Annotated in this window: 12 protein-coding genes and 1 pseudogene; 12 read left to right on the forward strand and 1 reads right to left on the reverse strand. The window is 53.1% G+C overall.

Annotated features, from left to right (window positions below; translation table 11 throughout):
• The 12 genes and pseudogenes from INF68_RS21495 to INF68_RS21550 form a co-directional block, all read left to right on the forward strand.
• Positions 1-243 (forward strand): annotated as a pseudogene (locus INF68_RS21495) (hypothetical protein); the annotation flags it as partial.
• A gap of 59 nt (positions 244-302) precedes the next feature.
• The gene (locus tag INF68_RS21500) at positions 303-1280 is read left to right on the forward strand and encodes a DUF6708 domain-containing protein (RefSeq protein WP_193525433.1); all 978 of its coding nucleotides are present in this window, start codon (positions 303-305) and stop codon (positions 1278-1280) included.
• A 2-nt stretch (positions 1281-1282) separates the two neighbouring features.
• The gene (locus INF68_RS21505) at positions 1283-1549 is read left to right on the forward strand and encodes a PAAR domain-containing protein (protein WP_193525434.1); all 267 of its coding nucleotides are present in this window, start codon (positions 1283-1285) and stop codon (positions 1547-1549) included.
• Entirely contained in the window at positions 1549-2760 is a 1212-nt protein-coding gene (locus INF68_RS21510; protein WP_193525435.1) for a hypothetical protein, read from the forward strand. Before INF68_RS21505 ends, INF68_RS21510 begins: the two co-directional genes overlap by 1 nt.
• Before the next feature lie 436 nt (positions 2761-3196).
• Positions 3197-6346: an ImcF-related family protein gene (locus INF68_RS21515; RefSeq protein WP_370552483.1), complete on the forward strand. Its 3150-nt coding sequence runs from the start codon at positions 3197-3199 to the stop codon at positions 6344-6346.
• The gene (tssA, locus tag INF68_RS21520; RefSeq protein ID WP_193525437.1) at positions 6346-7947 is read left to right on the forward strand and encodes a type VI secretion system protein TssA; all 1602 of its coding nucleotides are present in this window, start codon (positions 6346-6348) and stop codon (positions 7945-7947) included. Before INF68_RS21515 ends, tssA begins: the two co-directional genes overlap by 1 nt.
• 43 nt (positions 7948-7990) lie before the next feature.
• Positions 7991-9745 (forward strand): type VI secretion system baseplate subunit TssF, encoded by a 1755-nt coding sequence (tssF, locus tag INF68_RS21525; RefSeq protein ID WP_193525438.1) that lies wholly within the window; start codon positions 7991-7993, stop codon positions 9743-9745.
• Positions 9709-10794, forward strand: coding sequence for a type VI secretion system baseplate subunit TssG (gene tssG / locus INF68_RS21530; protein WP_193525439.1), 1086 nt, complete (start codon positions 9709-9711; stop codon positions 10792-10794). The genes tssF and tssG overlap by 37 nt, the downstream gene beginning before the upstream one ends.
• A complete protein-coding gene (tssJ, locus tag INF68_RS21535; protein ID WP_193525440.1) occupies positions 10772-11317 on the forward strand; it encodes a type VI secretion system lipoprotein TssJ in 546 nt (181 codons plus the stop codon). The genes tssG and tssJ overlap by 23 nt, the downstream gene beginning before the upstream one ends.
• The gene (gene tssE, locus INF68_RS21540; RefSeq protein WP_193525441.1) at positions 11317-11772 is read left to right on the forward strand and encodes a type VI secretion system baseplate subunit TssE; all 456 of its coding nucleotides are present in this window, start codon (positions 11317-11319) and stop codon (positions 11770-11772) included. The genes tssJ and tssE overlap by 1 nt, the downstream gene beginning before the upstream one ends.
• A gap of 14 nt (positions 11773-11786) precedes the next feature.
• Positions 11787-12257, forward strand: coding sequence for a hypothetical protein (locus INF68_RS21545; RefSeq protein WP_193525442.1), 471 nt, complete (start codon positions 11787-11789; stop codon positions 12255-12257).
• Between the two features lie 103 nt (positions 12258-12360).
• Positions 12361-13692, forward strand: coding sequence for a VasL domain-containing protein (locus INF68_RS21550; RefSeq protein WP_193525443.1), 1332 nt, complete (start codon positions 12361-12363; stop codon positions 13690-13692).
• Positions 13693-13956: 264 nt separating this feature from the next.
• On the opposite strand, the gene INF68_RS21555 is transcribed toward INF68_RS21550, so the two are convergent.
• Positions 13957-14340 (reverse strand): IS3 family transposase (locus INF68_RS21555; RefSeq protein ID WP_193525444.1); only part of this gene is annotated, 384 nt, incomplete at its 5' end.

Raw genomic sequence — 14340 nt, forward strand, 5'->3', positions numbered from 1 at the left:
CTTTTATCCGGCTTTAACGGCGCACCATTATTTCTGTTTCCGTTCCTGTTTGTGCTGGCCTTTATTTTCAGCGTTCCGCGCTACCTGGCGATGGTGACAAGCAGAGTGCCCGTCTGGCCTGAGAGTATTGAGTCACTGTGCCGGGTTGATAAAGATGACCCTTATCGGGTCGACGCTTCTGGTAATCCTGAACATCCATGGCGAGATCTTTTCAGAAAACCATCAGCAAACAACAGGAAATAAAGATGAAAGGTATGCTGGAATAGGGTGAGTTTAAATTTGCTCCGGGAGTGTAGTATAAAATGGATTATTACGGTCTTTTTCCTAAGTTTAAATTAAACCGGTCTCTTAGTGATGAAGAGAGAACGCATCAGCTAAAACAACATCAGGCAACTGAACTGGATGGACAATCAATAGTCCCTGATATGAAGGTTATAACACTTAACACCCATTATCTTGAACTTGTTGACAAATATTACTCAGCGAAGGGTTTCGGAGGATTTGTCGCGTCCTTTGTTTTTTTTGGATTTTCACTGCTATACTTGGCAGTGCTGATTAAGAGTGTTCCTTATATTGACTGGAAGTTTTCTACCAGTGAAGAAATGCTTTTGTTGATGAGCTTAATTTGCATTCCGACAATTCTTTTTTCATTCAAGCTTCTTAAAACAGAATGGTTTGCCTGGACACATTATCCCATTCGCTTTGACAGAAAAAACAGACTGGTGCACGTATTCCGGTTAAATGGTTCAGCCTACAGCGTTCCCTGGGATAGCGTTTTTTTCACCACTGGACTGAGCCACAGAAAAGATGCGAACAAAGACTACTACATCAGCGGTCATGTACTGGCGGATGATAATGAAACCGTGATTGACACCTTCTGTCTGCCGGCCACGCATTCGGACAGGAAGCAGCTTGAAAGACACTGGGAGTTTGTCCGACGTTACATGGAAGAAGGGCCTGAGTCCGTCATTGGGGTTGTTGATTTTTGCCTGCCCATCGCAAAAAAACGCGAGGGCTACCGCTTTGGTCTGCTCTATCTTTTATCCGGCTTTAACGGGGCACCGTTATTTCTGTTTCCGCTCCTGTTTGTGCTGGCCTTTATTTTCAGCGTTCCGCGCTACCTGGCAATGGTGACAAGCAGGGTGCCCGTCTGGCCTGAGAGTATTGAGTCACTGTGCCGGGTTGATAAAGATGACCCTTATCGGGTCGATGCTTCTGGTAATCCTGAACATCCATGGCGAGATCTTTTCAGAAAATCATCAGTAAAACACAGGGAATAAAGATGAAAGGTATCATTCGTATCGGTGATAAAACCACCGGGGGCGGCCAGGTTATGGGCGGCTCAAAAACAATGAAATTTGCTGGTATTGGTGTGGCGCGTAAAGACGATCCGGTCAGTTGTCCAATATTAGGACATAGCCCTTCTTTTATCGCTGAAGGGCATCCAACTATGAAGGATAATGGCGTACCAGTTGCATTTCACGGATACAAATGTACCTGTGGATGCACACTGATCACATCTTTAAGTAATGCAACCACGAGTAAATAATGCCCGTTGATCTTACCTGTATTCCACCACGTGCAAAACGACAATCTGCCCCTTCCTTTAAGCGCTGGGTGATACTCCTGGTTGTACTTATTGTGGCCGGAGCGGGGATCACAGCCCTTTTCTGGCCTATGAACTCGCCCACTCATACGCCTACTTTCTGGTTTTGTTTTCTTGGAATCCCCTTGGCTGCCGGTGGGGTTGCATTTGCGTTTCGCTGGCTGTTTTATCTTGCAGGAGAATGGCTGGCAGATGGCTGGGATGCGGCCAGGGAGTGGGATCTTGCTCAGGATATTCGGTCCGGCCAGCGTAGTCTCGGTATGTTAGGTTACGTAGTTCATTTGCCGCATGTCATTTCGTCTGAATCCATTTCTCAACAGATGCAAATACCTGAAGGTATCATATTGCCTACCAAGGTGGATGAGAATAGCGAGTTGCTTATCCACCACGCCAGTTTTAGCGATATGGGATTACCTGTGCTGGTAAGAGTGAAGGAACGGATAAATTTGTTGTTAAGGGAGACTGCGCTACAAAACGCATTTCAACGCATGCCCCAAAAGTCCCCCCTTGCTGTGTTATTTCAGTTCAGCCCGGATATATCTTTATCACCCGAAGAACTTTGTGCAATACAGCTATTGGTTCAAAACAGCATTGGTTACCCTTTCTGTATTACTTTTATCAGCGGAGAAGGATTACAGGCGATTGATGCGTGGCTTGATAGACCAGATGCGATGCAGACCCTGCTTGTTATTACTCTGAACCTTACTGAAAAAATCATAGATGGTACTGGGGAAGCGGCGGCAGCACTATTGATGAGTTCACCTGAAAGACCTGAGGTAAACCGGAACGTTGTGGCTCAGGTCCATCGCCCTGAACAGATGAAGACTACCCAGGATATGAGTAGCGCGCTTATGCAGGCGTTACACTGGGGAGAGTCTGCTCCAGAAGAGATAAAACAGATCTGGTTAACGGGCACGGGTGTCAGCAATAAAGCAACCGCCTTGCTCTCAACCTCTGGTGTTCGATTTCCTGTTGCCGGAGAACCTTGTGATATTGATTTAAAAACGGGGCTGACGAGGAATGTTTCGCCCTGGCTTGCGATAGCTGTTGCTGCCGACCAGGCTGAACAGTCTAAATCACCACAACTTGTTGTGTACGTTCCGGACGAAAGTATATTTCCCTGGTTTATGACTGTTTGCCCTGTAACGAAATAATTCCCCAGCATTATCCATTGTCTGTGAACCGATAAGTTTACTTTCGGTTCCAGTTTTCCCACGACTGATAAAACTGCCATCATCTTTTTGATCGGAGTGCACTGAAGTGACGCGTCTTTTGGCAATATTTAAAAATACAACGTTCCAGCTATGGCTGATTCTTTTGTTTCTTTTTGTAGTGGGAACGACGGTTTTCTGGTTACTTGAATTCTCTCCCGAAACGCTGGGAGTGATGGATGGTTCTGTACAGCAAGGATATTGGCTTTTCACCTGTGCGCTGCTGACTGGCGGTTTGGTGTTATTTATTATTTTATTTTTTATTGTCACTCGCCTGTTCGGTGAGAGGAACTATAAAGCTGTTAAAACTGTTGCAACCGGAAAAGAATCAACGGCTCAGGCGGAAAAGAAAAAGGATAATAAATACTGGAATGAATATTTGACTCTCAGAACATCCCTCCGCCGTAGATACACCTTCTTCTGGCACCACAAAATCCGTCTGCTGCTGATTACTGGCGATGAAGCCGCGATTGAACAGCTTGTTCCAGGCCTGAAACAGCAGCAGTGGCTTGAAGGCAATCGTACCGTACTGATTTATGGCGGCAGTCTGGCTTCTGAGCCCGATCGCGAAAAATACACTGCGCTGCGTAAACTGCGCCGCGGGCGCCCGCTGGACGGTATTGTACGCGTATTGCCGCAGTCGCTCACTCTGACCCCACGAATCAGCGATAACGATTTACGCGGGCTGGAAAAAATCAGCGAACTGCTGCGTTATTCCGCGCCGGTATGGTTATGGCAACTGCGTGACAGCAAATGGTCGCAGGCAAAGCGCATTGAACAGCCGGTCGGGGCCAATTTCCCGCTGGGTGCCAAAGCTGACGACATTACCCGCCAGCTTGAGCTGCTGCTGCCCAAACTGCGGGCGCAGGGCGTGAACCAGATGCTTGAGAATAACAACCACGATTTCCTGCTGCGTCTGGGCCAGCATCTCAAAGACGGCGGGATTGCCCGCTGGGCTCAGCAACTGCTGCCATGGCTCTCCGACGCTCAGCAACGCGTTCCGCTGCGCGGCCTGATGTTCAGCCTGACGGAGAATAAAACCGCCGATACCACAGAGATAGTAGCCAGTGCGGCATCTGCCGACGCGGAGAAATATGTTCTGGAGTCACAACGTCATGCCCTTGCTCTGCCGGTGACATGGCAGAGTATCGTTGACGACTGCACTCGTGTTAGTGGCCGTCGTATCGGTATGGCATGGGAACGGACGCTCGCCTGGACGCTGTCGGCCATCATCGGTCTCTGGGGGGCGGGGTTGTTGGCCTCGTTTGTGTTGAACTATGGACTAATTACCTCTGTAGCAGGAAAAGCCCGCAGTCTGGTTGAACATCCTTCGGTATCCGATTATCAACTGACGGCACTGCATGAACTGCGAAACGACGCCGGCCGCCTGCTGCACAATGTTCAGGAGGGAACTCCCTGGTATCAGCGCTTCGGTCTTGACCATAATCAGCAGTTGCTCAACGCAATGCTGCCGTGGTACGGCGTGGCGAATAACCGGCTAATACGCGACCCGGCAAATGCTGCCCTGGCGCAAAAGCTCAACGCGCTGACAAACTCTGCACCCAACAGCGACCAGCGTGCACAGCTGGCGAAACCGGGTTATGACCAGCTTAAAGCATGGCTGATGATGGCCCGTCCGGATAAAGTCGACGGCGCGTTTTATGCACAAGCTATGAAAACCGTGCAGCCAACGCGTATGGGGATCTCCACCGGGTTATGGCAAAGTCTGTCACCGGATTTATGGGCCTTCTATATCTCTGAACTGCCAAAGCAGCCACAGTGGAAAATCACGCCGGATGCACAGCTGGTTAGCCAGAGCCGCCAGGTGTTGTTGCAGCAGATTGGCCGCCGCAATGCAGAAAGCACGCTGTACGAGAACATGCTCAAATCGGTACGCCGTAACTTTGCTGATGTATCCCTCGAAGACATGACCAGCGGTACCGATGCGCGGCGACTGTTCACCACCAATGAAGTAGTGTCGGGCATGTTCACCCGTCAGGCATGGGAAGGGGGGATTCAGCAGTCCATCGAAAAGGCCGCAAATTCCCGACGGGATGAAATCGACTGGGTGCTGAGCGATTCCCGCAAAGCCGTATCGGCGGACATGTCGCCGGAAGCGCTCAAAGCACGCCTGACAGAGCGTTACTTCACTGACTTTGCCGGCAGCTGGCTGAACTTCCTTAACAGTCTGCGCTGGAATTCTGCGAACAATATTGCCGATGTGACCGACCAGTTGACGCTAATGAGTGATATCCGCCAGTCTCCACTGATTGCCCTGATGAACACCATCGCCTGGCAGGGGCAGACCGGCCAGCAAAGCGAAGGCCTTTCGGACTCCATTATCAAATCGGCAAAAGATCTGGTTGGTGGAAAAGACAAACCCGCAATTGACCAGTCTGCGACAGGTCCACAGGGACCACTGGATGAAACTTTCGGTCCGCTGCTTCAGCTTCTCGGCAAAAATACGGGCAGCAACGTCATGTCGGCTGACAACTCACTGAGCCTGCAGACCTATCTGACCCGTATCACCCGCGTGCGTCTTCGCTTGCAGCAGGTGGCCAGCGCCTCGGATCCGCAGGAGATGATGCAAACCCTGGCGCAGACCGTATTTCAGGGAAAAAGTGTGGATCTGACCGACACCCAGCAATATGGCAGTCTGATTTCGGCAAGCCTTGGTGAAGAGTGGAGTGGTTTTGGTAGCACGATGTTTGTGCAGCCGCTGACCCAGGCCTGGGAGACCGTACTCCAGCCGTCGGCGGCGAGCCTGAATGACAAATGGAGCCGCTCCGTGGTGGCGAACTGGCGCACCGCCTTTGACGGGCGCTTCCCGTTCGCTGCGAGCAAGAGTGACGCCTCTTTGCCGATGCTGGCAGAGTTTATCCGTAAAGACAGTGGGCGCATAGATCGATTCCTGACCACAGAGCTCAATGGAGTGCTTCACAAAGAAGGCAGCCAGTGGGTACCGGATAAGGTCAACAGCCAGGGGCTGAGCTTTAACCCGGCCTTTCTGCGGGCCATTAACCAGCTGAGTGAGTTGTCAGACATTCTGTTTACCGATGGCAGTCAGGGCATCAGCTTTGATCTGCAGGCGCGTCCTGTGCCGCGGGTAGTGGAGACGCAGCTAACAATTGATGGACAAAAGCTGCACTACTTCAACCAGATGGCCGACTGGCAAAGCTTCCGCTGGCCGGGAGACACTTACAAACCAGGAGCGATGCTGACATGGACCTCCGTCAATGCAGGCGCGCGTCTGTTCGGGGATTACCGAGGGACCTGGGGCTTTATTCGCTGGCTGGATCAGGGCAAGCGCCAGCAGCTTGACCGCAGTCAGTGGATGGTGAGTTTTACTGCCCCGGATGGTAGTACGCTGCAGTGGGTGTTGCGTTCACAGCTGGGCAGCGGGCCGCTGGCATTACTGGCACTGCGCGGCTTCACGCTGCCGGACCAGATTTTCAGCGTTGACAGCGCGGCAACGGCTCAGGCTCTGATGGCCAATACGGAAATCAGTGACATGGATGGAATTGAATAATGAGCACTCTTCAGAATCTGGTTGCCGCTTGTCAGGCGGACGAAACTGAGCTGCGGCAGCAGGCGCAGGCGCGCACGGAACGCTGGCATCCCTGGCTTTCCCCTATCAGCGATACCCGTCCTGCTGGGGACGAGCCGGGATATGACGATGATTTCCAGCGTATAAGAGAGGAGGTCAATAAACTCTCCGGCATCGATACCGGGCTGATTTGTACGCTTGCCGAAAAACTGCTGACCACCACCGCCAAAGATATTCGTATTGCGACCTATTACTGCTGGGCCCGTCTGCACCAGGACGGAGAAGCTGGCTTTGCCGAAGGGCTTGAACTGCTGGCGGGATTACTGCAACGCTACGGAGCGCAGCTTTATCCGCAGCGGGAGCGAAGCCGTAAGCCGGCGCTGGAGTGGCTTGCAGGCTCTCGTCTGCTTGATAGTCTGTCCTTGTGGCCTGAAGTGGTACGCGACGATGCTATGCGCACTACCGGTGCGCTGCTGCTCATCCACAGCAGTCTGGACGCTGAGCCAGAAGCGTCCTGTCCGGATCTGAATGCGCTTTACAGCGCGCTGGAGTCGCGCCTGATGAAGGCCGGTGGCGTGGATGCTTTGGTTCCACAGAACGCCATTAACACCCCTCAGTCACAGACCTCTGCACACACGACGGAGTATGACGCTCCAGCCCTGAGCCGCATCACGTCCGGTCAGGATTTGTTGACTCAGGCCCGTACCCTGGCGGGGTATTTGCGTGAACAACCCGATGGATGGCTCCCCGCACACCGGCTGATGAAAAGCCTGCGTCATGACACGCTGAGAGCGATCCCTGCACCTGATGCCGAGGGGAAAACACGCATTGAACCGCCGCGTGCTGACCAAAGGGCCATGCTTAAGCGGTTGTACTTGCAGCAGAGCTGGCTGGAGATACTGGAGCAGGCGGACAGCACTTTTTCGCGTGGCGCCAATCACCTCTGGCTGGATTTGCAGTGGTATATCCACCAGGCACTGATGAAATCGGGGCAGGATGTACTGGCTGATATCATCGCCGCCGACCTGAAAGGACTGCTGCGCCGACTCACAGGACTTGAAACGCTGGCCTTTAATGACGGAACGCCGTTTGCCGATGAGGTCACGCTCAACTGGATAAACCAGAGCGTGCTGGACGATATGCCCGGCTGGCGTGATGAGCCGGTCAGCGCAGTCAGTGAAACGAATAACGACATCCTGGCTCTCGAGCCGGAAGCGCTGGAAAAAGCGGACACGGATGGTCTGGATGCCACACTTCACTGGCTACAGACACGTCCGGGTAACGACTCCACGAAAGACAAGTGGCTGCTGCGTCTGCTGATGGCCCGCGTGGCCGAGCAGAAGGGTAGAAATGAACTGGCGCTGCACCTTCTGGGTGAGCTCGATAGTGCTGCGCAGTCCATCACCCTCACACAGTGGACACCGGCGCTGTTGTTTGAAGTTAAATCGCGCCGCCTCCGGTTGCTGCGCATGAAAGCCACACGCAGTGAAACCGATAAATCACGGCTTCAGCCTGAGATGGACCAGCTATTGGTCGGTCTGATTGCGCTCGACCCGGCAAGCAGTGCGGTGCTCTGCGGGTAAAAACGCCTGGCCTACTTTTAAAATTCATCTATTCAGGTTTTTTATGGACGACTTAACCCTGCGTTATTATGACGCTGAAATGCGCTATCTGCTGGAAGCCGGTGAAGAGTTTGCCCGTGCTCACCCCGAGCAGGCGGCAATGCTCAATCTCGATAAAGCGGGGGCGCGCGACCCTTACGTGGAGCGGCTGTTCGAGGGCTTTGCCTTCCTGATGGGGCGGCTTCGAGAGAAGCTTGATGATGACCTTCCTGAACTGACCGAAGGGCTGGTCAGCCTGTTGTGGCCGCATTACCTGCGCACCATACCGTCGATGTCGGTGGTGGAGTTCACCCCTGACTGGCGAGAAATGAAAGAGCAGATGCGTATTGTCAAAGGTTTCGAGATTAACTCGCGGCCGATCGGTGAAAAGGGTACGCGCTGTCGGTACACCACAACTAAAGATATAACTCTCCAGCCGCTGTCGCTGGAACACGCTCGCCTGTCTACTGACCCTGACGGGCGTTCGGTCATCAACCTGCGCTTTAACTGCAGCCATCTGGCGGACTGGAGCCGTGTCGATCTCAGCCAGATCCCGTTCTACTTCAATGCTGACGCACCGTTGGCCTGCGCCATGCACGAAGCCTTCACCATGAATGTTGCCCGCCTGTGGCTGCGGATGCCAGGTGACATGGACAGAAGACCGCTCGACGGGTACTTCGCCGCTCTGGGATTTGGCGATGACGATGACCTGTGGCCGAAGGGCAACAGCAGCTTTAGCGGATATCAGCTGTTGCTGGAGTACTTCACCTTTCGCGAAAAATTCATGTTCACTGGTCTGCGTGGACTGGATGGCGTCAACTTCCCGGCTGAGCTTCCCTGGTTTGAAATCGACGTGGTGCTGGCAGAACGCTGTGAGCATGACTTTAACTTTACCGAAAAACACCTGCGCCTGAACTGCGTGCCGGTGATTAACCTGTTCCCGCTGGAATCTGACCCGCTGACGCTTAACTCTCTGCAGACCGAATACATGCTGCGCCCGATGCGCGTGCAGGATGGGCACACCGAAATATATGCGGTGGATTCGGTGATGTCATCGAGCCAGCATACCTACGTACCATTTTCAAGCTTTCGCCACAAAGGCGGAATGATGCGCCATGAAGCCCCGGAATATTACTACCACACCCGCGTGCGGCGAGGTTCGTCAGGGCTGTACAATACCTGGCTTATTCTTGGTGGCGAAGCGTTTGATAATCACACCGTTCCGGAAGATGAAAGCTTGTCGTTGACGCTCACCGGTACCAACGGCCAACTGCCGCGACGGGCGTTGCAAAGTACCGTGCTCGATACGGTGATGAAAACTACGTCGGCCAGCATCGTCGTGCGTAACCTGTGCGCGCCGACACTGCCCTGTTATCCACCTGCGCAAGACCGTTTCCACTGGCGCGTGCTGAGTCACCTCGGCAGCGGGTTCCTGTCGATGATGGATAACGCAGATGTGCTGCGCGGTACCCTCGCGCTGTACGAGTGGACCGACGGCGAGATGAACCGCCGTCGTCTGGAAGCCATCATCGACGTGAAGCACAGTGAAACTGAGCGATTTGAGCAGGGATACCTGGTGCGCGGCGTGCAGATTGAAGTGACGCTAGACAGCTACGGCTTTGCCGGGCGCGGCGACATCTGCCTGTTCGGCGAGATGCTGAGCCGCTTCTTCGCGCTCTACACCGACATCTATCTGTTTAACCGCCTGATTATTATCCTGCAACCAACCGGAGAGCGCCTGGAATGGGAAGAGAAGCACAACCGCCGCATTCCCGGCTGACACCGCGGCTGGAAGCCGACCTTCACCGCATTAACTTCTATCGATTATGTCAGCTGCTGGAGAAAAACAATCCCGACAGGCCGCTGATGGGATCGACCAGCCACCCCGCAGATGACCCGGTACGCTTTGCACCGCACCCTGGAATGGGGTTTCCGGCGAGCGAACTGAAGGCTGTCGAATATGATGAAGACGATGACAGCAAGCCGCCGGTTATCCGTACGACCTTTATGGGGATGTACGGGGTCGATTCCCCATTACCAACAGCGTATCTCGATGACATCACCCAGCGCCGGGAAGGGCATGAGGCGCTGCAGGGCTTTCTGGATATTTTCAGTCATCGCATCCTGACGCAGTTTTACCGCGTCTGGCGTAAATACTCCTATCCGGCCACGTTTGAGCCCGGCGGAACCGACAGCATTTCGCAGTCGTTATTGGGTCTGGTGGGGCTTGGAATACCGGGCACGGCAAATCACATTGCCACGCCGGTGTCGCGCTTTCTGGCCCTGTTGGGAGTTCTGCAACAACCGGGCAAAACTCAGGAAGGGATGCAGGCACTGGTGAGCCTGCTGGCCCCCGATACGACGGTACAGGTGAGTCCGTATTGTCTGCGGCCTGTAGAGATCAACAGGCCGCTGGGTTTTTACGGTGACGAAGATTTTCTGCTTGATGGCAATACGCCGCTGGGTGACGAAGCGATGGATGCCGGCAGCCAGCTGCTGATTGCTCTTGCGACGGACAACGAACATGAGGCGCAAGGCTGGAAACCGGATGGCCAGTTATACATGGATTTCCTGGTGATGCTGCGGGTGTATCTGGGCTGGCGGTTTAAGGCCAGAATAACCCTGACGACGTCTGTTCGACTGCTGGCCGTCCCCCCGCTGGGTGAGAACCCTTTCTGGCTGGGAATGAACGGCGTGCTGGGAGCAGAAGATGATAGCCATCCTGATGACATTCCTGAAATCTTTACGACAGAACTGGGCTATTACAGCGGGCTGGAGCCCGCGAAACCACAACAAGGAAACCGACGTGTCACGTACAAATTTAACTAAAACCGCGCGCTGGATGATCCCTCTCATGGCGCTTATTCTGACCGGTTGCGGGGTGACGCAGAGCGTTACCGACGGTACCAAATCGGCGTTTAATTCTGTGTTCTATAAAAAAATTAAAATCCTGCATCTGGATTTCACCGCGCGCGAAGCTCTGAACACCGACTCTCGCGAAAATAACTCGCTGTCTGAGCCTGTCGTGGTCAGGGTTTACCAGCTCAAAGACCGCAAAACCTTTGATAAGACGGTTTATCAGCAATTGCTTCAGGATGATGCCAGCATTCTGAAAGACGACATGCTGGTCAGTCGTAATATCGTGGTAAAACCGGGGGGTGATGCGAGCCTTGATATGCCGATGGAAGAAGAGGCGCAGTTTGTCGCGGTAGTGGGGCTGTTTCGTCATCCGGACATGACCAACGACACCTGGAAGCAGGTTATCAAGCGCAGCGATCTGGATCCCGATAAACCGCGCATTCTGGAAGCCTGCGAGAACCATCTGACGTTGCAACCGCTTAAGGACGACTGATGCCCCAGGGACATAACACGCCTTCGCTGTATGAAATGCTAACCGGAAATTTTAGCGGTGGCCTCGACCTTAAACAGGTCAGAGAAGAAAACCAGGTCATCCTTTCGGTTCTGGACAATATGCAGCGCGTTCTCAACTGTCGCGCCGGCACGCTGGCGCATCTGCCTGATTACGGGCTGCCCGATATGACAAAAATCCTGCAGGGGATGCCCGGAACGGCTCATGAGCTCATGGGGACATTGTCTGCCGTTCTGCTCAAATATGAGCCACGCCTGAAAAAAATAGACGTTGTTCTGCTGGAGCAGAACATTCCCGGCGAGCTGCGCTATGCCATTGACGCTGAGCTTAAAGGGATAGGCCTGGTGCGCTACGGGACTGAGTTTATGCCCGAAGGACGGGTCCTGTTGCGGCATCTCAGGCAACAGCAGTATCTCGACACAACACCTCGTATATAAGGTCAGTTAACACCATGTCAGTAAAATCACAGTTCCTGAAGAAGTGGCAGGCGCGACAACCTTCACCTGTTCCCGCAGTTAGCAAGAGTCAGGCCGATATTGCAGCGTTTCGCATGCGAATGGCTCAGCTTCAGGATCAAATGGACGCGTGGCTGACAGATACCGGACTGAATGCAGAGCCACTGACGGTATATGTTCCGGACCTGCTGGTGGAGGGCGGGGCTTTTGATATTTCCGGTATCGTCCTGCGTTATGGTAACCGGGCGGTTAAGTTTATGCCGATATTTCTGTATGGACAGGGAGTTGCAGGCTGTGTCGAGGTGACTTTTTTTTCCGGGTACAGCGCGATTTCTCAAGGACACCTGTTCATGCGGGTGGGGAGTGTATATGACTGGATCTTTACTCCCCCTGATACATCACCTCAGTCAGGACAACTATTTGATGAAGGTGTTTTTTTCGGTCTGATTTTAGCGCTGCTGCCCTAGCAATAACATTCATTCCTTTATTAGTCATTGCGTTTCTACACGCAAAATTGCTTTACACATCAACTGACGATATTAACCGACACGGATATGCAGGCCCTGCAGAATGACCAAACATATAACGTTAAAAACCGGCGGCGACCCGCGTACGCTGCCAGATTATGCCGCCCTCCGCGATGAACTCAGCAAGCTTACACATCCTGCTCGCCCTGATGTGAACTGGCAATATGTCCAAAGACTCTGTCTCTCAATGTTTGAACAGAACGGTGTGGAGCTGCAGACAGCAGCCTGGTACACCCTTGCCCGTACTCACCTGTCTGGATTAGCTGGCCTGAATGAAGGGCTGGCGATTCTGGAGGCCCTGATTAGCCGCCAGTGGGAAACCTTATGGCCGAAGACACAACACGCTCGTATGGAAATCCTTAGCGGCCTGAGCCAGCGCCTGCAGCAGCGCATGCGTATGCTTCCATTCAACAGCAGCCATCTTAGTGAGCTTTATCGTGCTGAAGCGTTACTTACCAGCCTGAGCGCGGTGCTCCAGCGCCTTGAGCTTAAACACCTTAGCCAGCTCGATACGTTACGAACGTTAATACATTCAAATGCTGAACGGCTGGAAAGCAGTAATGAGACGTCCGATTTGAATGTGAACATGAAGCCCGATAGCGAATCGCCTCTGGAGAAAACCGAACCGAGCGAAGAGGTGAAATGGGTATATGTTGTGCATCAGGAAAATCAGCCGAATGGGGAGGATCGCACGACAGCCCCCGTGTCTGTCAGACAGTGGAAGCCCTTTTTTGCCGGGATGTGTTCCACGCTGGTGGTTTGTATCGCTGTGGCGTGGGGATGGGTTTCTTTGTCCAGACCCGACCCCCTGGCGACTCAGGCTTTTGCCTCTCTGGCTCCGTTACCTGAAGTGCTCACGCCTGTGCAGCAAAACGCGTTAACACTGCGAGGTAGTTTACCGTCCACTTTTATCGCAGACACTCAGCAGCAGCTTGCCCGCCTGGATAAACTGCCTCCTGACTGGAATATTTCCTACAGCCTTCAGCTGTTAAAGCAGCTCCAGACATTATGGCCGGAGGAGGCGAAACCGCTCACAATGCAGTGGCAGCAAAAATTTAACGCGGCAGCGTTACCTGTCGACGCAATGAACAGCTGGTATCAGGGAATGATGACGCTTCAGCAACTGAGTCATCGGCTGAGTAGCCTGGACGAGCAAAAAGGAAAATACATCACGGTAAGCGAGCTTAAATCCGTAGTTTTTTCGACTATACAGTCATTTAACCAGACGATACCGGCTGAAGAACAACTCAGGCGCCTGTCACAGCACCCAGCAGGAGATGCGCTTCCTGAAGCAGAAAAGACTCAACTGGAGTTGCGTCTTAAACAGCTGGCAACGCGTTACGCTCAAATAAAACAGGATTCTTCTGCTCAGTGAATTCTGGCGGTGGACAAACGAATGTACTGGAAAAAGTGGGAGGATAAAGTGTCCCCTGCAGACTTCGAGTTTGCGTTTTAATTTATTGATAATTATATAATTTAGTTTGTTCGATTAATTCATGTGCCCCCAATAAGGCCCCCATCTGTAGTAAGTCAAAACTAGAAGGTTGAAGGGGAATTTTTACGTCCATCTGAAGTGTTTTGGATTGCACGGTAACCTGGCTGTTTGGACTGACCCCACGCCCGTAGACAAATTCTGTCCTCACGACGAGGCCTGTTCAAAGGCCTCCGGACTGACGCCGCCGAGATGACTGTGACGCCGGGACCGGTTATAGAAGACTTCAATGTAATCGAAGATATCGGCCCGGGCCAGATCCCGGGTTTTATAGATGCGTTTTCTGATCCGTTCTTTTTTCAGTGAACTGAAGAACGATTCGGCCACCGCATTATCCCAGCAGTTGCCACGCCGGCTCATACTGGGTGCCAGATTATTGGCGCGACAGAACCGTTGCCAGTCGTCGCTGCCGTACTGACTGCCCTGGTCTGAGTGTACGATAACCTCGCCGTCGGGTTTACGTCGCCAGACCGCCATCATCAGCGCATCCAGCGCCAGCTCCCGTGACAACGTAGGTTTCATCGACCAGCC

Origin of the sequence: Enterobacter cloacae complex sp. P16RS2 (assembly GCF_014982155.1) — a bacterium.
GTDB lineage: Bacteria > Pseudomonadota > Gammaproteobacteria > Enterobacterales > Enterobacteriaceae > Enterobacter > Enterobacter cloacae_M.